The sequence below is a fragment of the Ponticaulis sp. genome (assembly GCF_029210165.1).
Classification (GTDB): Bacteria; Pseudomonadota; Alphaproteobacteria; order Caulobacterales; family Hyphomonadaceae; genus Ponticaulis.
Genome location: NZ_JARGNT010000001.1, coordinates 243268 through 268909, shown reverse-complemented (window position 1 = coordinate 268909; position 25642 = coordinate 243268). Strand labels below are relative to the sequence as shown.

At 55.1% G+C, this 25642-nt stretch carries 29 protein-coding genes and 1 tRNA gene; 13 read left to right on the top strand and 17 right to left on the bottom strand.

Going from position 1 to position 25642, the window contains the following annotated elements; translation table 11 throughout:
* Nucleotides 1-11: 11 nt before the first annotated feature.
* Entirely contained in the window at nt 12-521 is a 510-nt protein-coding gene (locus tag P1U45_RS01315; protein ID WP_301057132.1) for a tRNA (cytidine(34)-2'-O)-methyltransferase, read from the bottom strand.
* A gap of 96 nt (nt 522-617) precedes the next feature.
* Between P1U45_RS01315 and petA the strand changes: the two genes are divergently transcribed.
* The 6 genes from petA to P1U45_RS01285 all read left to right on the top strand — a co-directional run bounded on the left by petA (nt 618) and on the right by P1U45_RS01285 (nt 6581).
* Nucleotides 618-1181 carry a ubiquinol-cytochrome c reductase iron-sulfur subunit gene (petA, locus tag P1U45_RS01310; protein ID WP_301057131.1) on the top strand — a complete coding sequence of 188 codons (564 nt, stop codon included), beginning with the start codon at nt 618-620 and terminating at the stop codon, nt 1179-1181.
* Between the two features lie 21 nt (nt 1182-1202).
* The gene (locus tag P1U45_RS01305; protein WP_301057130.1) at nt 1203-2693 is read left to right on the top strand and encodes a cytochrome b N-terminal domain-containing protein; all 1491 of its coding nucleotides are present in this window, start codon (nt 1203-1205) and stop codon (nt 2691-2693) included.
* Between the two features lie 11 nt (nt 2694-2704).
* A complete protein-coding gene (locus P1U45_RS01300) occupies nt 2705-3613 on the top strand; it encodes a cytochrome c1 (protein ID WP_293607422.1) in 909 nt (302 codons plus the stop codon).
* A 103-nt stretch (nt 3614-3716) separates the two neighbouring features.
* Nucleotides 3717-4943: an Hsp70 family protein gene (locus tag P1U45_RS01295; protein WP_301057129.1), complete on the top strand. Its 1227-nt coding sequence runs from the start codon at nt 3717-3719 to the stop codon at nt 4941-4943.
* A gap of 107 nt (nt 4944-5050) precedes the next feature.
* Nucleotides 5051-5923, top strand: coding sequence for an S-methyl-5'-thioadenosine phosphorylase (locus P1U45_RS01290; protein WP_301057128.1), 873 nt, complete (start codon nt 5051-5053; stop codon nt 5921-5923).
* 1 nt (nt 5924) lies between these two features.
* Complete coding sequence (locus tag P1U45_RS01285) at nt 5925-6581, top strand: glutathione S-transferase (RefSeq protein WP_301057127.1); 657 nt, start codon at nt 5925-5927, stop codon at nt 6579-6581.
* Here the strand turns inward: P1U45_RS01285 and P1U45_RS01280 are convergent, their stop codons facing one another.
* Nucleotides 6582-7079: a hypothetical protein gene (locus P1U45_RS01280; RefSeq protein WP_301057126.1), complete on the bottom strand. Its 498-nt coding sequence runs from the start codon at nt 7077-7079 to the stop codon at nt 6582-6584. It abuts the gene before it with no gap.
* 135 nt (nt 7080-7214) lie between these two features.
* Between P1U45_RS01280 and P1U45_RS01275 the strand changes: the two genes are divergently transcribed.
* Complete coding sequence (locus P1U45_RS01275; RefSeq protein ID WP_293607417.1) at nt 7215-7742, top strand: adenine phosphoribosyltransferase; 528 nt, start codon at nt 7215-7217, stop codon at nt 7740-7742.
* A 46-nt stretch (nt 7743-7788) separates the two neighbouring features.
* Nucleotides 7789-8379, top strand: a complete 591-nt coding sequence (locus tag P1U45_RS01270) for an ATP-dependent Clp protease proteolytic subunit (protein ID WP_301057125.1) — start codon at nt 7789-7791, stop codon at nt 8377-8379.
* A 364-nt stretch (nt 8380-8743) separates the two neighbouring features.
* On the opposite strand, the gene P1U45_RS01265 is transcribed toward P1U45_RS01270, so the two are convergent.
* Both P1U45_RS01265 and P1U45_RS01260 read right to left on the bottom strand, forming a co-directional pair.
* On the bottom strand, nt 8744-10417 hold the full coding sequence (locus P1U45_RS01265; protein ID WP_301057124.1) for an alpha/beta fold hydrolase: 1674 nt from the start codon (nt 10415-10417) through the stop codon (nt 8744-8746).
* 86 nt (nt 10418-10503) lie between these two features.
* Nucleotides 10504-11610 carry an NAD(P)/FAD-dependent oxidoreductase gene (locus P1U45_RS01260; protein WP_301057123.1) on the bottom strand — a complete coding sequence of 369 codons (1107 nt, stop codon included), beginning with the start codon at nt 11608-11610 and terminating at the stop codon, nt 10504-10506.
* A gap of 207 nt (nt 11611-11817) precedes the next feature.
* Between P1U45_RS01260 and P1U45_RS01255 the strand changes: the two genes are divergently transcribed.
* Nucleotides 11818-13185 carry a cytochrome P450 gene (locus tag P1U45_RS01255; protein WP_301057122.1) on the top strand — a complete coding sequence of 456 codons (1368 nt, stop codon included), beginning with the start codon at nt 11818-11820 and terminating at the stop codon, nt 13183-13185.
* Nucleotides 13186-13266: 81 nt separating this feature from the next.
* Here the strand turns inward: P1U45_RS01255 and P1U45_RS01250 are convergent, their stop codons facing one another.
* From P1U45_RS01250 to P1U45_RS01235, 4 genes are all read right to left on the bottom strand, one after another.
* Entirely contained in the window at nt 13267-14793 is a 1527-nt protein-coding gene (locus tag P1U45_RS01250) for a methyl-accepting chemotaxis protein (protein WP_301057121.1), read from the bottom strand.
* 26 nt (nt 14794-14819) lie between these two features.
* Nucleotides 14820-15107 carry a hypothetical protein gene (locus P1U45_RS01245; RefSeq protein WP_293619100.1) on the bottom strand — a complete coding sequence of 96 codons (288 nt, stop codon included), beginning with the start codon at nt 15105-15107 and terminating at the stop codon, nt 14820-14822.
* Between the two features lie 279 nt (nt 15108-15386).
* Nucleotides 15387-15782: a hypothetical protein gene (locus tag P1U45_RS01240; protein WP_301057120.1), complete on the bottom strand. Its 396-nt coding sequence runs from the start codon at nt 15780-15782 to the stop codon at nt 15387-15389.
* Between the two features lie 116 nt (nt 15783-15898).
* Nucleotides 15899-15975, bottom strand: a tRNA-Ile gene (locus P1U45_RS01235).
* Nucleotides 15976-16122: 147 nt separating this feature from the next.
* On the opposite strand from P1U45_RS01235, the gene P1U45_RS01230 reads away from it, so the two are divergent.
* Both P1U45_RS01230 and P1U45_RS01225 read left to right on the top strand, forming a co-directional pair.
* Nucleotides 16123-16857 (top strand): SIMPL domain-containing protein, encoded by a 735-nt coding sequence (locus P1U45_RS01230; protein ID WP_301057119.1) that lies wholly within the window; start codon nt 16123-16125, stop codon nt 16855-16857.
* A gap of 16 nt (nt 16858-16873) precedes the next feature.
* A complete protein-coding gene (locus tag P1U45_RS01225; protein WP_301057118.1) occupies nt 16874-17134 on the top strand; it encodes a TfoX/Sxy family protein in 261 nt (86 codons plus the stop codon).
* Nucleotides 17135-17137: 3 nt separating this feature from the next.
* On the opposite strand, the gene panD is transcribed toward P1U45_RS01225, so the two are convergent.
* The 4 genes from panD to P1U45_RS01205 all read right to left on the bottom strand — a co-directional run bounded on the left by panD (nt 17138) and on the right by P1U45_RS01205 (nt 20776).
* A complete protein-coding gene (gene panD, locus P1U45_RS01220; protein ID WP_022693080.1) occupies nt 17138-17494 on the bottom strand; it encodes an aspartate 1-decarboxylase in 357 nt (118 codons plus the stop codon).
* 294 nt (nt 17495-17788) lie between these two features.
* Nucleotides 17789-18202, bottom strand: a complete 414-nt coding sequence (locus P1U45_RS01215) for a DUF1330 domain-containing protein (protein WP_301057117.1) — start codon at nt 18200-18202, stop codon at nt 17789-17791.
* A 61-nt stretch (nt 18203-18263) separates the two neighbouring features.
* Nucleotides 18264-19940, bottom strand: a complete 1677-nt coding sequence (locus tag P1U45_RS01210; RefSeq protein WP_301057116.1) for a CocE/NonD family hydrolase — start codon at nt 19938-19940, stop codon at nt 18264-18266.
* A gap of 155 nt (nt 19941-20095) precedes the next feature.
* Nucleotides 20096-20776 (bottom strand): cytochrome b/b6 domain-containing protein, encoded by a 681-nt coding sequence (locus P1U45_RS01205; protein WP_301057115.1) that lies wholly within the window; start codon nt 20774-20776, stop codon nt 20096-20098.
* 113 nt (nt 20777-20889) lie between these two features.
* Between P1U45_RS01205 and P1U45_RS01200 the strand changes: the two genes are divergently transcribed.
* Nucleotides 20890-21387 carry a hypothetical protein gene (locus P1U45_RS01200; RefSeq protein ID WP_301057114.1) on the top strand — a complete coding sequence of 166 codons (498 nt, stop codon included), beginning with the start codon at nt 20890-20892 and terminating at the stop codon, nt 21385-21387.
* On the opposite strand, the gene P1U45_RS01195 is transcribed toward P1U45_RS01200, so the two are convergent.
* Complete coding sequence (locus P1U45_RS01195; protein WP_301057113.1) at nt 21378-21611, bottom strand: hypothetical protein; 234 nt, start codon at nt 21609-21611, stop codon at nt 21378-21380. The genes P1U45_RS01200 and P1U45_RS01195 overlap by 10 nt on opposite strands.
* Nucleotides 21612-21735: 124 nt before the next feature.
* Between P1U45_RS01195 and P1U45_RS01190 the strand changes: the two genes are divergently transcribed.
* Complete coding sequence (locus P1U45_RS01190; RefSeq protein WP_301057112.1) at nt 21736-22374, top strand: SDR family oxidoreductase; 639 nt, start codon at nt 21736-21738, stop codon at nt 22372-22374.
* A 41-nt stretch (nt 22375-22415) separates the two neighbouring features.
* Here the strand turns inward: P1U45_RS01190 and P1U45_RS01185 are convergent, their stop codons facing one another.
* From P1U45_RS01185 to P1U45_RS01170, 4 genes are all read right to left on the bottom strand, one after another.
* Nucleotides 22416-23078, bottom strand: coding sequence for a histidine phosphatase family protein (locus tag P1U45_RS01185; RefSeq protein ID WP_301057111.1), 663 nt, complete (start codon nt 23076-23078; stop codon nt 22416-22418).
* Nucleotides 23079-23106: 28 nt separating this feature from the next.
* Nucleotides 23107-23664: a hypothetical protein gene (locus tag P1U45_RS01180; RefSeq protein WP_301057110.1), complete on the bottom strand. Its 558-nt coding sequence runs from the start codon at nt 23662-23664 to the stop codon at nt 23107-23109.
* 49 nt (nt 23665-23713) lie between these two features.
* Complete coding sequence (locus P1U45_RS01175) at nt 23714-24271, bottom strand: NUDIX hydrolase (protein ID WP_301057109.1); 558 nt, start codon at nt 24269-24271, stop codon at nt 23714-23716.
* An 88-nt stretch (nt 24272-24359) separates the two neighbouring features.
* Nucleotides 24360-25550: an amidohydrolase family protein gene (locus tag P1U45_RS01170; protein ID WP_301057108.1), complete on the bottom strand. Its 1191-nt coding sequence runs from the start codon at nt 25548-25550 to the stop codon at nt 24360-24362.
* Nucleotides 25551-25642 lie beyond the last annotated feature (92 nt).

The following is a 25642-nucleotide window of genomic DNA, read 5'->3' as shown; positions in this document are numbered from 1 at the left end:
CGCGGGGCAAATTATGTGTTCGGAAGAGGTTCTGGCAGAGAGCCGAGCTGTTTCAAAGCCTCAAAAGTACCAATTGCGGCTGCCGTTGCGACATTTATAGACCGGGCACCGTCCTGAAGCGGAATATAAACGCGGGCATCGCAGCGTTCGTGAACATCATCGGGAACGCCTGCGCTCTCTCTCCCGAATAATAGCCGGTCGCCGGGCTGGAATTTAAAATCCTGCAAGGGAACGGCGCCTTTCGTGGTGAAAAGAACCACCCGATCGCCGGCCTTTTTTGCGTCTTCGAAGAAAATTTCGGCAGAATCGATGCGATTCACCTGCGCCAAATTGCCGTAGTCCAGGGTGGCGCGCTTTAAGGCTTTTGCCGTTAAAGGGAACCCACAGGGTTCAATAATATCCATTTTTATACCAAAACATGCGGACAATCTTATAGTTGTTCCAAGATTCTGCGGAATATCAGGTTGATAGAAAGTCAGGCGCAATGTATCGGCTTCTCTCATCTTGGGCTGGGATTCCATGGAATTTCTGCGCGACTTTGCGCCGCAAAGTCTTTTAACGGAAAATGGTTATGCTATGGCATCCACCAGAAAGCCGATTTGTGAGGGCATGGCAACGTGACTGACGAGACATATACAGAGACGGTTGATGACGACCGCCGCGATTTCATCCACATTGCTGCTGGTGCAGCAGTAGCCGGGGGAGCGGGCGCACTTGCGTGGCCATTCATCGCTCAAATGCTTCCGGCGCTGGACACCCGTGCAGCTTCAAGCCTTGAGGTTCCGATCACAGGAATTCCTGAAGGCGGCGAGATTCGTGTGCTGATTGGTGGCAAACCATTCTTCATCCGCCACCGCACAGCAGCTGAAATTGCTGCAGCAGAATCCGTAGAAGCTGGCGACCTGCCTGACCCGCAAACTGACGAAGAACGTCTGGTTGCGCGCGCTGACGGTACACTGAACCCGGCCATCCTGGTCGTTTCTGGTTCTTGTACCCACCTTGGCTGCGTGCCGGTTGGCCCTGGTTCGAACACCGGTGAGTTCGGTGGCTGGTATTGCCCGTGCCACGGTTCACACTACGATACATCAGGTCGTATTCGCAAAGGTCCTGCGCCGACGAACCTTCCGGTTCCGACGTACGAGTACAATGCGGACGGCTCTGCCGTCACGATCTCACTCTAACCGCACGAATGGGGAGCTCCTATGAGCGGACATGAATCCACATACAAGCCGGGTACCGGCATTGAGAAATGGATCGATGCGCGTCTTCCGATCGTGCGTCTGGTCCATGATTCTTTTGTAGGTTTTCCGGTAGCGAAAAACCTGAACTACTGGTGGACGTTTGGCGCGATCCTCGCGGTCTGCCTCGTCACACAGATCATCACCGGTATCGTTCTCGCAATGCACTACGTTCCACACGTCGATATGGCGTTTGCGAGCGTTGAGCGCATCATGCGTGACGTCGAATATGGCTGGCTGATCCGTTACATCCACGCGAACGGCGCTTCCATGTTCTTCCTGGCGGTGTACATCCACATGTTCCGCGGTCTCTATTACGGATCTTACAAAGCTCCGCGCGAGATCAGCTGGATCCTTGGTGTTATCATCTACCTTCTCATGATGGGTACAGCCTTCATGGGCTACGTTCTCCCATGGGGTCAGATGTCTCTGCACGGCGCGTCCGTTATCACAAACCTGATCGGTGCTATTCCACTGGTCGGTGAGCAGATCAAAATCTGGCTGCAGGGTGCACCATCTATCGGTAACGCTACGCTGAACCGCTTCTTCTCTCTCCACTACCTGCTGCCATTCATGATTGCAGGTGTTGTGATCCTTCACATCTGGGCGTTCCACACAACGGGCAACAACAACCCGACTGGTGTAGACGTCAAAGACGAGAAGAAAGACACAGTTCCGTTCCACCCGTACTACACGGTGAAAGACGGCTTCGCGATCATCGTCTTCCTGATGATCTTCGCTGGCTTCGTTTTCTATGCGCCGAACGTGCTTGGCCACGCTGACAACTACATTGAAGGCAACCCGCTGAAGACACCTGCGCACATCGTTCCGGAGTGGTACCTGCTTCCATTCTACGCGATCCTGCGTGCGATCACGTTCGACATCGGTCCGATCCCTGCGAAACTCGGCGGTGTTATCGCGATGTTTGGTGCGATTGCAGTTCTCTTCGTTCTGCCATGGCTCGACACGTCCAAGGTACGCTCTCTGCGTTACCGCCCACTGGCGCGTCAGTTCTTCCTTGGCTTCGTAGCTGTCTGCCTGCTGCTTGGTGTTGCTGGTGCGTCCAACCCGGACGACATCGTGATCAAGACTGGCGAAGACACACTCCGCTATGAAGTGGCTCTGGAAGAGGCTCCTGAAGCAGTTGCTGTTGCAGAAGCTCACCACGGTAAGATCGTGTCCAGCAATTCAGAACGTGTGATTGTCGACTTCGCACACTATGAAGATGCAGTGGAATTTGCAGAAGCTTCCGGCACAACGGCTGAGGCAACTGTGAAGCACCACGGTCTGACATGGCTGCCAGTCGCTCAGCTTCTGACATTCCTCTACTTCGCATACTTCCTGATCATCATTCCGCTGCTTGGTCTGATCGAGCGTCCGAAGGATGAACCAGAGTCTATCGCAGACTCTATCCACAAATCTAACGGCTCTGCTGACGCCGTAGCAGCAGAATAGGAGAGGCCTTTATGAAAGCGTTTAAAGCCTGCCTCGCTGGTCTTGCCCTTCTCGGGCTCTCCCCAGCCGCTATGGCCGCCGGCGGCACCATGCCACTGTCTGAAGGCGATGCTCCGCTTCCGGACTGGCCGTTTGAAGGTGTGTTCGGTAAATTCGACCAGGCATCTGTCCAGCGTGGCTTCCAGGTTTACACCGAAGTCTGTGCAGCATGTCACTCAATGGAACTTCTGTCTTACCGTAACCTCGGTGAGCCGGGCGGTCCGTTCTACAATGCTGACGATCCGGAAGCGACGGAAGCTGCTGTAGCTGAATTCGCGCGCCAGTACGAAATCACTGAAATCGACGATTACGGTGACGAAGTTGCTCGTCCGCGTCGTCCGGCTGACCGTTTCCCGAGCCCGTACCCGAACGTTCAGGCTGCTGCTGCAGCGAACGGCGGCGCGATCCCTCCGGATTTCTCGGTTATCGTGAAGGCTCGTCCAGGTGGCGCAGATTACATCTACCGTCTCATGACAGGTTACCCTTCTTATGAAGAGTTCCAGGGTGAGTACGGCGATGAGCTGCACTTCAATGACGACCACTCTCACGGTGTTCTGACACAGCCTGCAGGCCTGTACTACAATCCGTACTTCCCGGGCGACACGTCTGGTAACTGGGATGGTGACCCACGCCACGCACCGGCTGGTGGTTACCTCGCAATGCCACCACAGATCACTGATGGCCGTGTCGACTATATGGACGGCACAGAAGCTACTCAGGAGCAGATTGCTTACGACATTTCTCAGTTCCTCGCCTGGGCGTCAGAGCCGAAAATGGAAAACCGTAAGTCTCTCGGCCTCGTCGTGATGATCTACCTCTTCTTCCTCGCGATCCTTGTATACTTCTCCTACAAGGCAATCTGGCGGAATGTTGAGCACTAGGCTGCTCCAACAATAAGAATTTTCAGAAGGCTGCGAGTGATCGCAGCCTTCTTTGTTTACGGGCTGTTTTTTACGGCTAGGCTGGCTGTTCAGGGAGGCGGGTATGCGAGCAGGCATCGACTTTGGAACATCCAACACAGCGATCGCAGCCGTGCACGGCAATGATGTTCGTCTGACAGAGATCGAGCCGGGCGAGACCTCTATTCCGACAGCTATTTTTTACGAGGCTGATACGCGCAGCTTCACCATTGGCAATGCCGCGCTTGAGATTTATTCCGAAGGCGAAGAAGGCCGCCTGATGCGGTCGATCAAGTCGATCCTCGGCACTGAGTTGATTGAAGACACAACACAGCTGGATGGTCGTCGTATCCCGTTTCAGAAGGTGATCTCCGACTTCCTTGCGCGCTCAATCCACCAGATTGAAAAGTCGGCTCAGGACAGCATTGATCTTGTCGTGCAGGGACGGCCTGTTTCCTTCAACGATACAGACCCCGCGCGGGATAAGCGTGCTCAGGATGTGCTCGAGACCTGCCTGAAGGAAATCGGCGTGAAAGATGTCTCTTTCATGCCCGAACCGGTCGCCGCGGCGCATTCGGTCGATTTTCCGGTGGGGCGTGAGAACCTCGCCTTTGTCGTGGATATTGGTGGCGGTACGTCCGACTTCTCAGTTGTGCGCGTCAGCGACGACAATGAAGGTTTTGATGTGCTGGCGAGTTCCGGCGTCTATCTAGGCGGCAACGACTTTGACCGCATCCTTAGCTATTTCGAGCTGACACCGCTGTTCGGGCGATTGGAAACGCTCTCGGAAAATGGGCTGCCAGTCCCTGTGGCGCCTTATGTGACCCTGTCGGATTGGAAGAGCCATAACATGCTCTATCTGCCGAACATGCGCCGTGAGATTGACTGGCTGATCAAGCATAGCCCGCAAAGCCCTGGCCTTCGCGCCTTTGACCATCTCATCCGCAATTTTGAAGGTGGGCTTTATGCCAGCAAGGTCGAGCAGATGAAGATTGATCTAAGTTCGGCTGAGACTGCAGAGTTCAAATATAAGGTTGGCCGGTCCGAATTGAGCCATACCGTCGCGCAGGCAGCATTCAATGCGCTGATCGCCGAAACGATAGAGGCCATGGATGTTGCCGCGCAGGAGTGCCTTAAAAGCGCTGGCGTCACACATGATCAAGTCACCGATATTCTGATGGTCGGCGGCTCGACGCTTATTCCGGCTGTAGAGCGCCATTTCCTAAGCCAGTTCGCACACGCGACCATGCTCGACAATGACCGGTTCAGCGCTGTTGCCAAAGGCCTTGCCCGTCACGCCGCGACGCTCTGATAAGAGTATCAAAATTATCAATCTGTCTGTGAGGCGTCTGGACCTTCTACGTATTCCGGTGCAGGGAATAGGACGGTCTTGAAGCAATAAAAGTGTGGGATGACGATATGTCGAAATGGGTTCTGGGCGTTCTTGGTGGATCCGGCCTTTATGAAATTGACGGCCTTGAGAATGCGCGCGAAGAGCAGATTTCCAGCCCGTGGGGTGAACCGTCCGGCAGCGTGATGCGTGGCAATATGGGCGATGTCGAACTCGTCTTCATGCCGCGTCATGGCAAAGGCCACCGCCTGTCACCAACCCATGTGAACTATCAGGCCAATATTGATGTTCTCAAACGTGCAGGCGTGACAGACATTCTGTCTATTTCGGCGGTTGGTTCGCTGCAGCAGCAATATGCGCCTGGCCATTTCGTCTTCATCGACCAGTTCATCGACCGCACATTTGCGCGTGAGAAAAGCTTCTTTGGTGACGGGTGCGTAGCCCACGTGTCTATGGCGCACCCGATCTGCGAGCGTCTGTCCCAGCTTGCTTACGAGGCGGGTCAGGCTGTTGGCGCGACCTGCCATAAAGGCGGCACATACATGGTCATGGAAGGCCCGCAGTTTTCGACTTACGCTGAAAGCCAGCTCTATCGCAGCTGGGGCTGTGACGTGATCGGTATGACCAACATGCCAGAAGCCAAACTCGCTCGTGAGGCTGAAATCCCGTACGCGACTGTCGCTATGGTGACAGACTATGACTGCTGGCACGAAGAAGAAGACGATGTCTCTGTCGAGAACGTCCTCAAAATCATGGCGGCGAACTCATCCAACGCGAAAGAGCTGATCAAAACGCTCTGTGCTGGCCTTCAGGGGACACCGCGCACGAACGGGACGCAGGGCATTGAAAGCTGTCTCGACTTTGCGATCATGACGCCCGCAGACGTTCGTAATCCAGAGCTTATGGCAAAGCTCGATGCCGTCGCCGGGCGGGTGCTCTGATATGACCAAGCCTCATCTTATTCTCGGAAATGCCCGCTATTCCAGCTGGTCCATGAGGCCGTTTCTGGTGTTTGAGCGGGCGGGAATAGAATTTACGGCAGAGTTCCATCCACTACGTACGGACAAGTTCCGCGAACAGGTAAAAAAGGTTTCGCCGTTCGGTCTGGTGCCTGCGCTCATGCTGGGGGATGAGACAATCTCGGACAGCCTTGCCATCAGCGAATGGGCCGCGGAGCAAGTCCCTTCGCTCTGGCCCAAAGATGAGGTTGCGCGCGGTATGGCGCGTATGCTGGCTGGTCAGATGCATGCAGGTTTCCAGCCTATCAGACGCGAGCTTCCGATGGATCTCGGCCGTGATTACAAGCCTCGCAAAGCTCTCTCTGATGACGTGTATGCAGAGATTGCCCGCATGAAGATTGGCTGGGGCATGGCGCTGCACCGGTCCGGCGGACCATTCCTGTTTGGCGACTGGTCCATCGCGGACGCGTTCTATACGCCGGTTGCCAGCCGGTTCCGCACATTTGCGATCGAGCTCGAGCCGGAGTTTCAGGACTATTGCGATCTTCTGCTGGCCCAGCCGGAATTCCTGAAATGGGAAGTGATGGCAGCGGACGAAGACTGGGTAATCGAGGACTATCTTCCGCCGGATGAGGCCTGATTAAAGGCCTTCGAGGCGATAGAGCAAAAAGGTTTCGCACGCAGATGTGCCGCGGCCTGTCGGACGCCCTGAAAACGTCATCCGCCCCGTTCGGTCGCGTTTGAATTCACCTTCAATACCTGCCGACCCCCAGCTCGTTTCAGGCTCTTGTAGCCAGCCGGTTGGTTCTGCTTCCAGCCGGTCATACCTGTAGGTTCCGCTCAATGTGAACGCACCTGATGGATGCCCGGGGTTGCTGGCAAGATCATAGAACCATAGCCGAGCCTGAACACTTGCAGATGGCGGCATGTTTGCGGCATGAATGTCTTCAATCGTATCGAAGGATATGGTCATGCCGTTCTCGCCACTCGCGCAGATATAACTGCCCGAATAGACGCCAGGGTATTCGGAAAAATAGTCCAGAGATGCAGGCGTTTCCTGTTCCTGTCCCTGCGCGGATACAGCGGCTGCAGCGATCATGAAGGCAATGACAGCGCCTGATTTCAGACAATTCAACATAACGCCCTCCGTTACGGGAATATCTGCCACAGAGGCTAATTTGTGACTTCCCCTGAATAGGGGACTCTGTCCACTTTCAATGCTAGGCAGGGCCGATATACTGCCCCAAAATTCTAAACCGGTGAAACCACGCTTATGAACCTGAAAGACACTATCCGCACCATTCCGGACTATCCGAAACCGGGCATCATGTTTCGTGACGTGACGACCCTGCTTGGCCAGCCGCGCGCCTTCCGCCGTGCTGTGGACGAGATGGTTCAGCCTTATGCTGGTACACGCATCGACAAGGTTGCCGGTATTGAGGCGCGTGGCTTCATTCTGGGCGGCGCTGCGGCTCACCAGTTGTCTGCCGGTTTCGTACCGCTTCGTAAGAAGGGCAAGCTGCCATGGAAAACCATGACAGAAAGCTATGAGCTGGAATACGGCGTGGACGAAATGGAAATCCATGAGGATGCCATTCAGCCGGGCGAGCGTGTCCTGCTGGTTGACGACCTCATCGCGACGGGCGGTACTGCAGAAGCGGCGATCAAGCTGCTTCGTCGTGCCGGAGCCGAAATTGTAGCGGCTGCTTTTGTAATTGATTTGCCTGAACTGGGTGGTGCAGACCGGATTCGTGCCATGAATTGTGAAGTTCAGGCGTTAATGGCTTTTGAAGGGCATTGACGTAGAGGGTTGGACGTCACACCTATAAAAAAAATCTGGAGTTTGCATGTATCGTCTCGACGAAGAAGAAGAATCCACACCGATTGCAGAACCGAACAGCTTTCTGGAGCAGGCGCTTTTTAAAGCTCGTACGATCCTGCTGACAGGTGGTGTTGACGACAAGCTGGCGCGCCGTGTGTGCGAACGCCTTCTTGCTCTGTCTGCTGAAAGCCAGGACCCGATCCTGCTGGTTGTGTCATCTCCGGGTGGCCACGTAGAATCCGGTGACATGATCCACGACATGGTGAAGTTCGTGCCTGCGCCGGTGAAAATCCTCGGTACAGGTTGGGTCGCCTCTGCTGGCGCGCTGATCTACGCATCCGCGAAGCCCGAGAACCGTTTCTGCCTGCCGAACACACGCTTCCTGCTTCATGAACCACGTGGTGGTGTTGGTGGTCAGGCGTCTGACGTTGAGATTCAGGCACGTGAGATCATCAAAATGCGTGAGCGTCTGAACAAGATCTTCGCAGACGCGACAGGTAAGTCTCTTGAGCAGATCAAGAAAGACACTGAGCGTGACCACTGGATGACGGCTGAAGAAGCTGTCGAATATGGTCTCGTGAGCAAGATTGTCACGAGCCAGAGCGAAATTCTCTAAGCTCATAGTGACAAGCTGAATTGAAAAAGCGGGCCGACTGGCCCGCTTTTTTATTGTCTGACCGACTATATTTTTCGGTTGTTTGGGAACCGAAATAGGTCAGCATCACAACCTAATTTCTGGATCCTATGCCACTTAAATACAGTATGATAAACATAACGACGAAAAAGTAGATAAATGCAGATACTCGCTCTTCCGTAACTTCAAAAACTATATTGAACGCAGCCCAAAAGCCTTCGTCTATTAGAACGGGGATAGCGTTCAACATACTAATGCCTAGGAAGAATAGAACGCACCATCGCAGACTGTAGTATATTGACCGAACAACTAATCGCATCTGGTCGCGAGCTTCTCCATGGCAAAATTACAAAGCATGATGTGTGGCCTGTCCCGCCACGATGTACCAGGTGATTATCAGGGCCGAGAGTAGGGCGCCCGGCAGCACTGCTCTGGCTGACCGCCACGAGGCGACAGTGATAAGCGCGGTGAACGTTAGAACAGGAACAAACTGCATGCCGACAATGCTGAACAGCGGATCAGCGAACGCGGGCAGCTTTCCGTTCGCGAACAGATAGCCGTAAACGCCGGCCATCAGCACTGTCATGCCCGCAGCAGAGAGGAGCCATGCCACAGAGAACTGGGTGAGGAAGCTTTTATACCCTTTGAACAGGTTCGTTGCGGCCGCATTCGACAGGTAAAAGAACACAAAGAAGGGCAGGAGATAGGCTGCAAAGATCGCCCAGTGATGGCTGCCCATTGGCTTGAGCGCGACAACGAAGAAGCGGAAGTCGACCAGCAAATGATTGCTGATCGCCGCTGAAATGCCAAACAGAACGCCAAATGTGATCAGGGCAGAGATCAGTCCGCCCGGAGACAGCCTGAAGCCGAACTGGCGGGAAATCAGCAGGCCGAGCCCCGCGATAAGGCCATTGCCAAGCGCCCACGCCATGATCTGCGTGGTGATGTTCTGACGGAAAATGCCAAGGTTCGGGATATGCTCGCCCAATGAGGTCAGCGGGAAGAATAGCGCTGCAGGCAGAGCCGCGCCGACCAGTATGGCAATTAGCACAATCAGGCCATTACCGCTTTGCTCGACCGTGCCTGATGGCGCAAAGGCAATAACCCGATTGAGAGCTGAGAAGAGCGAGATCGCGAACATGGCTGCACCGATCAGGGCGATCAGCGTGCCAGCCTCTTTCAGGTGCCAGACCTGATTATCTACCGCGAGCATGTTTGGTGCGCCGAGCGTCATATCCATCCATGTCACGGCGTCTGCAGTCGCTTCAAACGAGAGGTGATCGCCCGGATGGGTGGTGTTTGGCTGTGTCAGCCAGCGCGCTGTACCGGCTTCGATATCGCCATAGAGCTGGCGCGGAACAACGGTATCAACTGTCCCGAACACGCTCTGGAGTTTTTCACTGTCAGCAACGTCAGCTGCGCGGTCGACCTCCCACATCAGCGTGGAAAACTCATCATAAGTGCTGAAGATGACGGCCAGGTTGCGCGGCCAGTCTGTTGTGCCCGGCGCGGCAAACGGCGCGCCCGTGGAAGAACCAACAAGCGCGACGCTATTATAAGCGTCCGGCATAGCCATCGCGGCTGCAAGGCTCGTCCAGCCTCCCATAGAATGCCCCTCAAGGCCGATACGGCTCGTGTCTACGTTCGGAAGGCCGCGCAGATAGGCAAGGCCAGCAGGGCCGCCAAAGCCTGCTGCAAAGGCTGTGTTTGTAGAATATCCGTGTCCGCTTTGATCGAGCGCGAGGACCACGAACCCGCGACGCGCAAACTCAATGGCGAACGAGCTCTGCGTTTCGCGGGAGTTGATATAGCCATGCACCGCCAGAATGCCCGGAGCAGGGTTAGCTGCAGTGGCGTTCTCGGGCGTGTAGAGGTAGGCGGACAGCTCGCTGCCATCCTGAAGCGGGATACGGACATCCTCAACGGTGACGCCGTCAGACGTCTGAACATGCGACGCAAAGAAACTGCCGCCAAGCATGAGTAATAGCCCGGCGATAAGGCCGAGTAGTGCGTTTTTCATTGGATGTCCTCCCGAGACGATCTGTGTCGTTTCAGCGGATTAGTGCGCAGATTGACAAATTTGTCGATACGTATCGTGGACTAACTTTACTGGCGTGCGACCGCTTCTGCGCCGACGGCAAGCGAAGAGGTAAGGCCCGGGCTTTCAATACCGAACAGAGCGACCAGCCCTTCCATGCCGTGCACGGACGGCCCTTCAATGCGGAAGTCCGGTTGTTTTTCGTTCGGGCCGTGAAGCTTTGGTCTGATGCCGGTGTAATCTGGCATGAGCGTGCCATCCTTCAGACCCGGCCAGAAGCGGCGGATCGTCTGATAGAAGAGCGGTTCACGGTCGAGCTCGACGTCATAATTCTCGATTTCGACGAAGTGCAGGTCCGGTCCGAAACGCGCCTGACCGCCAAGGTCGCGGCGATAGTGCGTGCCGAGCGCGCCTTTGATTGGCATCGGGTAGATCAGCTTGCGGAACGGTGCCTTGCCCTGAAGCGAAAAGTAATTGCCCTTGCCGAAATGAATGGTTGGGATGAGTTCCTTCGGGAAGCCTTCAACGCGGTTGGCCACGTCTGCGCAGCTAAGGCCCGCAGCAAGGAACAGGCGCTCCGTGGTAAGCTCCATTGGATCAGCGCCGCCCGTGCGGACCAGGAAGCCACCACCGGGCAGAGGCTCTGCATGTTCGAACGGCGTGGAGAGGACAACACTGCCGCCAACATCTTCGATACGGCCTTCCAGAGCGGTCATATAGCCATGGCTATCAAACGTACCGCTATTGGGTGAGAGCAGTGCGCCAACAGTTCGAAGCTCTGGCTCCAGCGCTTTGGCCTGCGCGGCGCTCAGCACTTCCATTCCGGGCACGCCATTTATGTTGGCCTGTTCCAGAATAGCGTCCATCCGCTCCAGCTCGTCTTCCTCGCAGGCGACGACGAGTTTGCCGCAGCGGTCATAATCAACCTTATGGGCATCACAGAATGCATAGATTGCATCGGCGCCTTCCACACAGAGGCGGGCTTTGAGCGAACCGGTCGGATAATAGAGGCCCGCGTGGACGACTTCGGAATTACGTGAGGAGACACCGCTGCCGATCAGGTTGGCGCGTTCGATAACGATTGGCGCAATGCCGCGCTGTGCGAGCGCGTAGCCAATCGCCAGCCCGACGGCGCCAGCTCCAACAACAATAGCTTCGGTATCAAATTCCGACACACGCACCTCCGGTTCAGTTATCCTGTACTGGAAGCAGGGCTGCCAGCAATCGCTACCTTTCAGATATGACTGTAACTACCGCAACGACAAGTCCCCTGACCGTATTCGTTCGGAGAGGCGCTTGACTGCCCTTACGTATACCATGCTTGATCATGTTTATATCGACGGAAATCGCGCCCGACAGATGGCGCGAACGGGAGGAAAGACATGCAGCTCGTCAGCGAGAAAATTCTGACAGACAGCTTCAAACCGGACCCGAAGTTTGAGGCGGTTTATCCAAGGCTTGATGGGTACAAGCTCTGGGATCCGTCATCCTGGACGAATGGTCATCCCCATCAGTTTTATGCACGTATGCGCGAAGAAGCGCCTGTCATGTGGTCTGAAATGGGCAAGCGTGGCTCAGGCTTCTGGTCGGTGACGCGTTATGAAGATCTCAAATCAGTTGAGCTGAACCCGGCCGTATTTTCTTCCGAACGTGGCAGCATCAATATGGCGATCCAGCCTCGCGAGAACTGGAAACCTGCCATTCTGATGGAAGCGGCGATGAACTCGCTTATCAATCTGGATGCGCCGCGCCACATGGAAATGCGTATGCAGCAGCTGGATTTCTTCATTCCGCGCTATGTTGCCGAGCTGAAAGAGAAGGTTGAGAAAAAGGTCTCCGAGCTTCTGGATAATGTCGAAGCGAACGGGCCGGAAGTTGACTTTGTGAAGCTGTTCTCACAGGAGCTGCCGCTCTTCACTCTGTGCGAGATGCTGGGCGTGGACGAGGCTGACCGCCCGAAAATCATCAAATGGATGCACTATCTGGAGCTTGCGGCTCAGTACACGGCGAACCCGTGGAAGGTCATTATGAGCGAGCCGCTCTTCCCGATGAAATTCTTCAAGAATGTCGATGAGATGTTCGCTTACGGGAAGCAGGTCATGGCTGACCGCCGCGCGAAACCGCGCAATGATCTGCTCTCCGCGATTGCGAACGCAAAGCTGGACGGCGAGGAACTGCCTCAGGAGTTTCTGGATGGCTCCTGGCTGCTGATCATCTTCGCCGGCAATGACACGACGCGAAATTCGGTGTCGGGCACGCTGCGGCTTCTGACGCAGTTTCCAGACCAGCGCGAAATGGTGCTATCAGACCGCTCAATGATACCGGCCATGTCTCAGGAAGCCCTGCGTCTCGTCTCGCCGGTAGTGCATATGCGCCGGACGGCCCTTGAAGACACAGAGCTGAATGGCCAGAAGATCGCTAAAGATGAAAAAGTCGTTCTCTGGTATGGCGCAGCCAATCGCGACCCGGACATGTTTCCTGATCCGGACCGGATGGATATGACGCGTGAGAATGTCGATAAGCATCTGGCCTTCGGCCATGGTGTCCACAAATGTATGGGCTTCCGAGTTGCGCAGATGCAGCTGCGCATTGCCTATGAGCAGATATTCGATCGCTTCCCGAACATTCACTGGACGGGCAAACAGAAGATCGCGCCGAATGCGTTGGTCCACGCGATTTCCAGCCTGAAGGTCAATCTTTACGGACCGAATGGCGTGAAACCGACACGCGTGTCGATGGCGTCGGCATAGCCGGTTTTTCACATGTAGTGACCAACAAAAAAAGCCCGGCACATGCCGGGCTTTCTGTCTGGGTAGAAGGGTGATTGCCGATCAGGCAACAGCCTTCTTGAGGAAGTCCTCGACACGCGTCGTGATGCGTTTGCCTGCTTCGCGAACTTCATCAGAGACGCCGAGAATGGTTTTCGCAGCGTCGGACGTTTCTTTCGCTGTGCGTGCCGCTGTGCTGACCTCGTCTGCCGCACGGCGTGTGCTGTCAGATGCTGTTGCGACGTTGCGAGCGATCTCGTCTGTTGCAACGCCTTGCTGGTCGATTGCCGCTGAGACTTGCAGAGTGAACGAGCTGATGCCGTCCATTTGCTCTGTGATCGCAGCGATCATGTCTGTTGTTTCTTTCGTGACAGACTGAATTTGCTGAACCTGATCGGAAATCGTCTGGATCGCATTTGCAGTCTGATCGGCGAGGCCCTTCACTTCAGCGGCAACAACCGCAAAGCCTTTGCCGCTTTCGCCAGCACGAGCCGCCTCAATCGTTGCGTTGAGCGCGAGAAGGTTTGTCTGAGCGGCAATATCGCTGATCAGGTTTACGACGTCGCCGATCGCCTGAGCGCTCGTTGCGAGCTCGGTGACCTTCTGACGGGACGCGTGTGTGGAGCCCGTCGCCTTCTCAACCAGCTCGGTAGAGTGGTTAATCTGGTTGACGATCTCGTTGATGCTAGATGCAAGTTCCTGCGCCGCACTTGCCGCAGAACCGACGCTTTCAAAGGCGCTGGATGTTGCTGTGTCCATGCTTTGCGCCTGAGAACGGGACCCATCGGCTGAACGCTCAAGCGTTGTTGCTGTGTTGTTCAGAGAGTCCATATCTGTTGCGAGTGCATCGAGGAGGCCTTTGACTTCAGATTCGAACTCAGTGGCTGATTCCTGAAGTGCATTGTAACGCAGACGCTCGCTTACGGCTTTCGCCTCGGCATCGGTCTTCAGGCGGTTCGCTTCGGCCTCAGCCTCTTCAGCTGTGTGAACTGCGTCTTCAGCTGTTTCGAGAGCGCCGCGAACAGCAGACAGAAGGCTGGTGATCTTTGTAGACAGGAAGATCAGTGCGCCGCACTCAATGATCAGAATGCCGCCATGAAGCAGAACACGAACGAGAGGCGCGCCATCCGGGAAGGCAAGCGTTGGAACGAATAGGGAGGCACCAAGGTGGTGCGCGGCAACCGCGAGCGTGTACGCGACCAGAGCTTTCCAACACATCAGACCTGTCAGGATCGCAAGGCCTGCAAAGAAGGTCATGTGCATGTCGATCTGATACGCGATGCCTTCGCCATTCCATTGGAAGTTATAGACGAGCAGTGCAAGGATACCCGCAACGCTGACACCAGTGCTGACTGGCATCGCGCCGTAAAGCGGTTTTGAGAAGAACGCTACGGTTGGTAGTGCTGCGAGGCCGATCGAGACCAGTGTCACGAAAGTCGCGTGGCCATGGCCGTTAAACATGGCGATCGCGCTAATCACGGCAGCCGTCAGCCAGGTTAGAACGAGGATCCCCTGCGCTACGGGGCGCCGAACTGCGTCGATTTTGAAATCGTCGCTGCTAAGTTTGGAAATGTCTTTAGTACCGCTCATAATTGTTCACCCAGTAATACCCGTTTTCATGGCTGACACATTTGCGCATAGCTGGCGTCTAATACGTAATCCGCACCGAGGGCATAGAGCGCTCTGGACGTGTTGCCCGTCGGGTCGTTAACGATCAGGTGCCGGAAGTCCGGATTGAACGAAACGACCTCGAGACCAAGACGGCGCGCCTCAGCCTCCACGTTTTCAAGCGCAGCATCCTCGCCAAAAATAGCGAGTATGTCCTCACCCGCTTTAGGGCTGAGATTCAGCGCCAAAACTGGCAGTAACGAAAAAAGTATAGAAAACAGTATGTAAGTACGCATTGTGTTTCCTTTGCGTACCCTTATCCCTTATTTCCATGTGGATTCAGTAAATAAGAATGTTCACATCTTACATAATCAGGGACGAAATTGTCGCAGAGCAGATGACAATCTACTCTTCGGTTTGACTTGCAAACCCGATATTTCACGAAAATCTGTAGCTTTAAATTGCGCGGGTTTGACCGTGCAGATGCCCGACGTGCGAGCTAATCCTAATCAAGCACGATTAGCTGAGGAAACTGTCGATAGGCTTCTCTCAGCGACATGTCGCGTCCTGTTTCGTTACTCGAAATCAACGCAACTAGAACTGAAAAGTCCCAGGTCAGCATTCTGTGCTGATGCGGTCTCAAATGCGTTTCGCATCCATGGGTTAGACCATTCGCAACCGTGTCTGAAAGCAGCCATGATAGTTGGATGCGTTTCACTACCAAAATCCATATGCGCTATCGCCGAGACATCGATCTCTTCGATAGCTTCTGAAAAGCTGGCGACGAGCTGGCCAACCGCGGCATCGTAGTCTCCGTCAACGCCGTAATCGATCGTAGCTACGCTATATGTAGATGTCTCGGTGGCTGGGATGGGTGACGTTTCAGATGAGGAAGTGCTGTCCGCATCGGCGCAACCAGTCAGACAAAACAAGAGTGCAGCCACGCTTGAAAGTTTAACATCTACAAACATGGTTATTCCTCTCGAAGTATTGCTGTCAAAGTAGAGCAAAACCTGAGACGATTGCAATGAGCGCTAGAATATTAGGTGGATGATCGCGGCACCCTTTTGGGGTGCAATCTGAATACTGGTGGGCCCGGAGGGACTTGAACCCCCGACCAGACCGTTATGAGCGGTCCGCTCTAACCAACTGAGCTACAGGCCCGACGCAGTGAGACGGGGAACTTACCTGTTTTTTTTCATCCGTCGAGAGGTAAAGCCCGCAAATTTCAGATGAGCCGAGAATGAATGGAACCGTCATTCTCCTGCCCGGATTAGTATCTAGTCAAAGGGGCAGAAAAGGAGACTCAATATGACTATCGTCAAACCGCTCGCCAGCGTTGCCGCCATCGCGCTGGCCTTTACCGCTATCCCTGCAACGGCTCAGAGCATGCAACACATGAACCATAATTCCATTCAGCCGGAAACGACGCTGAATATCTCTGCGACATCGTCTGTAAGTGCCGCGCCTGACATCGCTTATCTCTCCGGCGGCGTAACGACCGAAGCGCGCACAGCTGCAGAGGCGATCCGCCAGAATGCTGCTGACATGGCAGGCGTTTATGCTGCTCTTGAACGCGCTGGTCTTGAAGAAGCGAACATTCAAACGTCAAACTTCTCTCTGAACCCGCGCTATAACTATCCGCAGAATTCAGAGCGTGTTCTGGTCGGTTATACGGCCTCTAACCAGCTGCGCGTGACCGTACGCGACATGGATAAAGTTGGCGGCGTGATTGATGCCATGGTTGCCGAGGGCGGCAACACATTCTCTGGCGTACAGTTCGGCGTGGAAGACCCGAGCGAGCTTCTGGATGAAGCACGCCGCGATGCGATGCGTGATGCCATGTCCCGCGCCAATCTGTTTGCAGATGTATCAGGTCTCAGCGTCGCGCGTATCGTGACGATTTCGGAGAACACACAGTCTGCGCCATCGCCGCAACCGGTCATGATGCGTGCTGCGGCTATGGACGCTGCACCTACCCAGATTTCAGGTGGTGAGCTCAGCTTCTCTGCGACAGTTAATGTCGTCTTCGAGCTTGAAGACTAAGAAGATGGGGGCCGGAGTGACGGACAGACTTGAAGACGTTCGAAATCTCGGCCCGAAATCTGCCTGGGTCCTGCGAGAAGCCGGTATAGAAAAGCAAACGGCGCTGAGAGACCTCGGCGCCGTTGAAGCATATCGACGTGTGAGATTTCAGTTCCCGCGCTATGCCAGCCTCAACCTGCTTTGGGCACTGGAGGCCGGGCTGCGAGGCATGGACTGGCGCGACCTGACCGGAGAGGACAAGGCTGCACTTTTACGGGAGCTTGAAGAAAAGGCTTAGGGCCTAGTTCGGGCGAACGACGTCGTTCTTTTCATTCAGCAGAACAACATTCGGGGAATAGTTGCGTGCTTTTTCCGATTCGACCTGACCGAATGTGCAGATAATGACGCGATCACCGACCTGAAAATGACGTGCGGCAGCGCCGTTAACGCCAATGGTTTTCGAGCCACGTGGGGCTTCGATAGCATAGGTCATGATGCGGGAACCTGCCGTCACGTTCCAGATGTAAACCTGCTCGTGCGGAAGAATGCCAGCCTCGTCGAGAAGATCCTGGTCAATGGAAACAGAACCCTCATAGTGCAGGTCACATTGAGTGACTGCCGCGCTGTGAAGTTTCGCTTTCATCATCGTCAGAAGCATATTCGAGTCTCCAGAACACCACTGATATCAGGGGATTAGCTTCCCCGTTTCTTATATATAAGGACGAGGTTGACGCTAGGTAAGGGTCTCACTGCTTTCGCGTGTGCGAAGTCCTGAGCGCCTTATGCACGATGGAACATGCTCCGTAAAGCGATATTACAGTAATTCCGGATAGAGATAATGCTGTAACGCGGCAAGAAACTGTAAAGAAACAGCCTGTTTGACTGTTTGTATTGTGGTTTTACATGATGCTGCATTGCAGCAATGCTTGCTGCGTAAAGGCGTTTGACTTGATCACTTTTCCGCAAGAACGGGGTGTGTGACCACCAGATCCTGATGCAAAAGGCCTGCTTCACGGTGCCGTGCAGCATCTTTATAGCCGGTATGGTTGAGCGTCGCGATGAAGGCTTTCCGGTTCGGGAACTGGTTGATCCAGACCATGTCCCAGTCGCCGTCTCCAATAAAGAAGCGCTCTGCCTTGCCTTTGAAGACGCACTGGCCGCCAGCTTCTTCCGCCATGACCTCAAACGCATCTGCATAACGCATGTAAGCTTCCTGGCCGGTTGAACCGTCCTCAAATTCAGGATCTTCCGGCTGGTAAATAGCCTTATCCTTGAACTTCAACAGGTTCACCTGCGCGATGGGGCCATCATGGTCGAAGTCACGAAAAGCGCGGAACTGGTCGGCGGTCGGTTGGAAAGCAGGCATGGCGTGTCTCGTATCGGTAGAAAGGCGCGCCGGACTGATGCCCGGCGCGTTCCATAAGAGCTTAGTTCGGATCGTAAATGATCGGAAGAATGATCGCGCTCGGGCGGTCTTCCGTCATATAGATTGTGTTCTCCGCAATACGCGGTGTTTCCGCATCGGATGGATGCTCACCTGTATTCGGGTTCACATCAAAGCGTGGATAGTTTGACGATGTGACGTGAACAGCGATGCGGTGGCCTTCTTCAAAGGTAATCGCCGTATCCCAGAGGTCGATGGTGAGTTCGACCGGTGCGTTTGGCGTCATCATCTCGATCTGGTCAGGCTCGCGGCCGTTGCGATAGCGCGCACGGATGGCGCTATCGAGGATGATGGCTTCATAACCGTCTGGGTAAACGTCGATGAGCTTGACCATGAAGTCGGTATCCGGTCCGTCCGTCGCTGCATATAGCTGCATGGTGACAGGGCCTGCCACCATAACGTCTTCAGTCAGAACGTCTGTTTCGAAGCGCAGATAGTCGCCGCGCTCTCCAATCTGGCGCTGGTCCATAGGGCCACGCTCAAAGGTCAGGTTCGCGCCGCCAAAAGTCGGGACCGGATTTTCCGGATCAAACTCATAGCTCACCATCTCGTCGCCGGATGGTGCACGCGTCGACAGGCTGCCATTCGGGTGGAGATAATATTCGCTATAGTTTGGCGCTGGCGGCCAGTTGCCAAAGCTCATCCAGCGGTTCTGGTCAGAGAGTTCATCTGTCCGTGCAGAGGCCATCATATAGGCCTGCACAGGCGCCTCATCCATAACGCCGTTGTCGATGTCCTTCAGCCAGTAATCGAACCAGCGGATCTCCTGATCCACGCCATCAATCGTCAGAACGCCAAGGCCACCACCATTCGGATAGTCGAGGTCGCCTGAGAGCGGACCGTGCCCGAACGGACCCATGGTGAGGCGTTGATTGCCGCGCGCACCGTCGCGGCCTTCATTCTGCAGGTATTGGAAATTACGGACATTGCCTTCGTTGAAGATGTCGTACCAGCCGCCATAATTATACATCGGAATATCGATGAAACGGCGATTGTCGCCAATCTCGGTGTTGGACCAGTAGGCGCTGTCCAGATAGTTGCGCGCCGTATTGGCAATCACGTCTTCGGAAATGCCCTGACGACGGGACCAGCCGCCTGAGTCCTGCTCTTTGAATGCGCCGCCAATGTAAGAGCCAGTGAGGCGTGTAGATGGCGCGACAATCACATAGGCTGCATCAAGGTGAGGCGGATCATAGGTCGCGGCGAGGTTGGAGGTGATGCCCATGGCAGAGCCGCCGGTAATGCCGACGCGGCCATTGCACCAGTTCTGCTCTGCCATCCATTCAATTGTGTCATAGCCGTCGGGACCATCATCAATAAAGGCGCGATAAAAGCCTTCAGAACGGCCCTTGCCGCGCACATCCTGAACAAGGAAGGCAAAGCCTGCATCAGTGTAGCGATCACCTGCGCCCGGCTGGCCATAGCGGGCATCTTTCAGATAAGGCGTGCGCGTGACGATGCATGGCCACGGTCCTTCGCCCTCCGGCAGGTAAAGATTGCCCGCCAGAACAGTTTCATCGCGCATTGGCGTGAAGACTTCGATTGCGCCTTCAGGTGCGGTGTAGCTTTCGGATTGGGTGGCAGTGGCCTGCGCCATGACGGCGGGCGCAAAGGCAAAAACGGAAAGTGCCGCGAGCGCCGCGGAAAATGATCTCTTCAAAATGTCCTCCCTTGTGGTGAGCGCCTCTGTCGTGCGGCTCATCTATCAGGGAGAAGATTATACGGTGTTCACTACACCGACAAGGATGGCAGATAGCCTTCACAGGGAAAAAGGGCAGGCTGGTCGACCATGCAACGACCAGCCTGCTGCCAGAGTTATAGCTGCTCTCGCTTGCGACCTGTAACCATGGCTTTTGCGAGATTCTCACCATGCGCGCGGCTGGAAACGATCACGCCGATCACGTGGAGACCGGCAAGGCCGAGCGTGAGATAGGTGAAAATCTTATGGATGTTGTAGAGCGTACCGAGGGGGCCAGAGGCATGGCCTTCATGCTCTCCACCCTCATGATCGTCATCATCGCTTTCATGACTCTCATAGCCTGAGGCGGTGGCAGGCGCTGCTGCACCATCGGTGTCAGCCTGCATGGCGATCACCGGCGCGAGCGGGCCTTTGCCTTCATCCATAGCGTACATGGCCATGCCGGACCCTGTGGTCACCAGCATGGAGAAGAGCAGGGCCAGGATCATCGCGCCGCCAGCGGGATTGTGGCCGATAAAGCGTTTGCCTTTGCCAGAGGCGATATCTTTCAGATAGCCGATCACAGCGCCGGGGCCGCGAACGAAATCCGAAAACCGGGCATGCTTTGTGCCGATCAGACCCCATAGCAGACGGAAGATAACAACACCCGCCACGACATATCCGGCGGTCGTGTGGACGCTGCGCGATTCATCGCCAGAGAAGTAAGCGGTGAGAACCCCGATCACGATGGCCCAATGACCAATGCGAACAATCGGGTCCCAGACTTTGAGGCTTTTTGGCTTATTGTGTTCTGTCATGTCTGTCTCCAGTATTTACCGGAACAGAATGGCAATGCGTGCCGTAAAAGCTATTCGTCAAATGACGTAAGCGATAAAAGTACAGCATTTACAGAAGGGTATGCGAAGTGGATATGCGGAATCGCCTGAGCATTTTCACAGTGATTGTCTTCGCGGGCATCGCCTTGCTGATCGCGCTGGACCTCGCGACTGATCAGGGGGAGGGGGCAGGGCTTGTTCACCTCGCCATTGAAGGTGCTGCGCTGATTGCAGCGCTTATAGGCGCCATTCTTACTCTGCGCACACTTCGCCGGACGACAAGCCAGCTAACGCTTGCGCGCGCTGAAGCGGACCGCTGGCAGAGCGAAAACCGTGAGCTTCTGCGCGGCCTGTCCGAAGCGATTGGAAGGCAGTTTATACAGTGGGAGCTTTCACCGGCAGAGCAGGAGATCGGCTATCTGCTCCTGAAAGGGCTCAGCATGGATGAGATTGCTAAGGTGCGCGGCACGAGCGAGCGCACTGCGCGTGATCAGGCGCGGGCAATTTACCGCAAAGCAGCTGTATCCGGCCGCGCCGAACTATCTGCGTTCTTTCTGGAAGACCTGCTGGTCGCGCCGGTCAATCAGGCCTGACGGCTGAGGGCCATTCGCGCGAGCTTGGCTATCAGTAGAAGCCATGGCCAGGCGTGCCAGAACAGATCGAAGATATCGATGGGCTTAGTGAGTGTACCCGCGCCCAGCATTTTCAGTTTTTCCCAAAGGTGAGGCTCAGGCACGAACGGCGCGAGCCCCAGCGTGACGCAGGCGAGGACAACAAAGCCGATCGGGATCTGATCAAGAAGCGCAAGAATATTCATACATTCTAATAATACGAAATACGAGGAGAAGGGAATAGGCAGTTTGTCTCAGTTCGGCAGTTTTCAGGAACATGCAGAGACCGCACCCGTTGGTCTTGCAGAACAGGAAAGAAAGGACAAACTCATGAATATTCTGATCGCAGGTGCACACGGAACGACCGGCCAGATTTTGACAGAACGCCTCGTGCAGCATGGTCACGCTGTGAAGGGTGCCGTTCGCAAGCCCGAACAGGTCAGCACGATCAGAGACATGGGCGCAGAGCCGGTGATGATGGACCTCACACAGCCTGAAACTTTCCCTCAAAATCTGGAAGGCATTGATGTTGTCGTATTCGCAGCAGGCTCTTGCGGTAAGGCCGTAGAAGCCGTGGATCGTGATGGCGCGATCAGTCTTGTCGATGCTGCCAAAACGACCGGCGTAGACCGTTTTGTGATGCTGAGCTCCATGCTCGCGGACACACCAGAAGCTGGTCCGGAATATTTGCAGGACTATCTGCGAGCGAAGGGTGAGGCAGATGCGTATCTCAAAAAGTCAGGGTTGGATTATGCCATTGTGCGTCCGGTAGCTCTCACTAATGAATCTCCGACCGGCAAGGTGAAGGTCGAGGACATCAACCACAATGGCGGTGAGATCCCACGTGCTGACGTCGCCCATGTGCTTCAGGCTGCGGCTGAGCGCCCCGAGGCAAAGAACACGCTGTTTGAACTGCAATCCGGCGATAAGCCGGTTGATCGGATCTTTGAAGAAAAACTGGTGGCGTAACAGATTAAAGCCCGGCGGATGAGCCGGGCTTTTTCTTTGGTTCAGGCTGCGCCTTGTTCGCCAAGAGGCAGGCCGGCATGCGGACCAATACCACCCACGAAATGATCTATGATCGTTTCGCCGTTCGACTGACGCACACGGATGACTGTGTCATTGGTCTGCTTCACGGCCAGAACATCGGCCTGAGACAGTCCTGCAAGCCGGCTGACCATGACGCGGATGATGAAGCCATGCGCAAGCACAGCGACGGTTTCAGCCTCCACCTTGGCGGCATCTTCGAAGAAGCTGTCTGCGCGGACTTCAAGGTCTACGAAGTTTTCGCCGGTTGGCGGGCGGTAATTATACCGATCCTCGACCCATTTGGCCCATTCATCAGGGCGTTCCTTGGCAATGTCCGCATAGAGCATTCCGGACCAGTCGCCAGAACTCCATTCTTTCAGCCGGTCATCGAATTGCGGGTTGGCCGCGAGTGGCACATGATTTGAGATGATTTCTGCGGTCTGGCGCACGCGCACCTGTGGGGACGCCCAGATATGCTCGATAGGCAGTGTGGCGAGCCAGCGGCCGTTTACGTCTGCATGGCCTTTGCCATTCTCGTTGAGATTGGACTCCCACTGGCCCTGCATGCGCTTTTCAGCGTTCCAGTCTGTTTCGCCATGGCGAACGAAATACCAGGTGCGATTTTGCGTGTTCTGATCTGTCATACGACCGTCTCTACGACGGATTCTGTTATCAGAATACCCAATCCTGAATGACAGAAGAGAAAGACAGATCGAAAGAGAGATCTTCGGCTGGCGTAAAGCGCTCTCCCACATGGGGCGGTGCCCACATCACCTGCCGCATGCCTTCGCGAATAGGCGATTTGAAAAGCGGATTGGTGCAATCGACATTCACATTCTGGGCGGGGCCTGCCTGAGGAAGGTCGAATCTGACGGTACATTCTGAGCCGAAACCATCATTTGCAGCTGCTCTCGGGTAGCGAACATCCAGAGGGCTGCGGCTCCAGTTTTCCCATTGAATCATGATCGAGCTGTCTTCGCTCTGAGAGGCGCGAACATAGGCTTGTTCGAAAATCTGGCGGTCAGCGCACGCATCAGCTGACTGGGCGTAGGCCACCAAAGCAAGGTATCCCGCGAACTGGACATAGCCGTCATCAAGCAGGGTGTTCAGTTGCACCTGCGATTCCAAAGCTCCATCCGACGGCGTTGCAGTGCAGTCCTGCGCCAGAGCTGGTGCCGCAAATAGAGTTGCAGCCGCAAGACTGGCGAACAGACCAGATTTCATGCTCATGAACTTCCCCTCTTCTCAGAGCGGACCGTGCACAATCACGGGTTTAAGCTCAAGGCCTTTTCTCAGGATGTTTCGCAAAATAACGTTCTGCATAATGAAGCGCCGCAGCGTGGTGGCACTGGTTCGGCGTAATGCCCTCAAAGTTCAGATAATCCTCGTATTTCATGGTGAGGACTTCGATCTCTTCTGTCGCATCAAGGTTCTGCTTGGCGACCTTTTTCGCGCCAAATGCGAGGAAGAAGTGCACCTGATTGTTCTGGGTCGCCCAGTTGGAATAGGCCTGTCCGGTTTTTACCCATTCAGCCGCTTCATAGCCGGTCTCTTCAAGCAGTTCGCGCTGCGCGACTGAGAGGTAATCCGTCTCGCCTTCTTCGGCGCTTCCCGCGGGCAGGCCCAGCGTAATGGACTGGCAGCCATGACGATACTCGCGGATAACGATCAGCTCGCCATCTTCAGTGAAGGCCAAAATGGCAGCCCATTCCTTGTATTCAATGATGTGGAAATCCGGAATGACTGCGCCATTCGCCAGCTCAACCGTATCGGTACGAACGCCGAGCCATTTGTCTTTATAGGTCTGGCGCGATGATAGAATTTTCCAGGGCTTCATGTCCGGTCCTTTAATCCACCAGACTGTCATTCCTCACACTGCGGTGCGGTGCAAGGTGTGGGCCCTGAAAAATCCCGAAATGGCGTTTCTATGCAACGCGAAGATGCGCAGGGTGGTGCAGATCCTGCGGTAAAGCTTTGCCCATCATATCGATGAAATTACCGGAGAAGAACGCGGTTTTCGTTTCATCTGACAGGTGTGCAATCGAGGCATCGAACCGTTTCAGCGGGTGGCGGCCACCTTCGATATGCGGGAAGTCCGAATTGAACATAATCATGTTCTCGCCGGAGTTCTCAATCACCCAGCCCACATCCTCGTGAGGGTAGGGCGCAACGCGCAGCTGGCGTTGGACGATCTCGGAAGGTCTGGCGGAGAGCTTCTGCAGGCGTTCCTCGTTTCGAGTGAAGGCACCGGCCGCTGAGTCCATAGAGCGCATCCAGCCGGGCAGCCATGCCGAGCCGAGCTCGATTGCGCCCCATTTCAGCTTTTCAAACCGGTCCCAGACACCATCAAAAATAAGCGTCGCCATGGTCTGCATGGCTGCGTTCGGGATGGGCATATAGCTGACGGATGTGAAGTTATCATCGCCGCCATGAAAGTCCTTCACCGGCGGCAGGCCATTCTCTTTGTACATGGGATTGAGCTTTTCTTCGCCGCCCACATGGAAGACGACCGGAATGCCCGCATCCTGCGCCAACTCCCAGACTGGATAGAGGCCAATATGGCTTGGGCTGTGATTTTGCGGGCAGAGTGACGGCACCATCAATGCTTTGGCACCCAGTTCTATCGCCAGCCTGGTTGAGGCTTCAGCGCGGGCGACGTCTTCAAGCGGAATATAGGCGACTGGCAACAGGCGTCGGTCTATGGCGCAAAAGTCCATCATCATCCGGTTATGCGCATCGGCGGCGGCATAGCAGAGCTCCATGTCGCCGGATTGATCCAGACCGAAATTACCAAGGCAGAAAGTGGTAAAAACAAGCTGGGACGCAAAGCCCATCGCATCCAGCGCAGGAGGGCGATCTTCGCGCAGAAACGCCCCATGCGCTTCATAATTTTTGCGGAGCATGATGGCATCGCCAGCGCCGGTCCGGAAGTCGGCTTCTGCCTGCTGTGCGCGGGCTTTGTCGGCCCAGTCCATTTTCCGGAGCTTGTCCTGATAGCTCTCCAGCGCGTGAAACCGCGACAGAAGTGAAGGCTGGAAATAGGGATCAAGACAGCCTGGTAGTTCCATCAAATGGCTGTCAGCATCGTGCATCAGACGCCCGTCAGCGTATGTCATGTGTTCCTCCCAATATTTTATCTTTATCGGAAGAGTGTCTCACCGCGTGCAGATTGGCGCAAGTTCGCGCAAAAAACCGCCCGGATATTCAG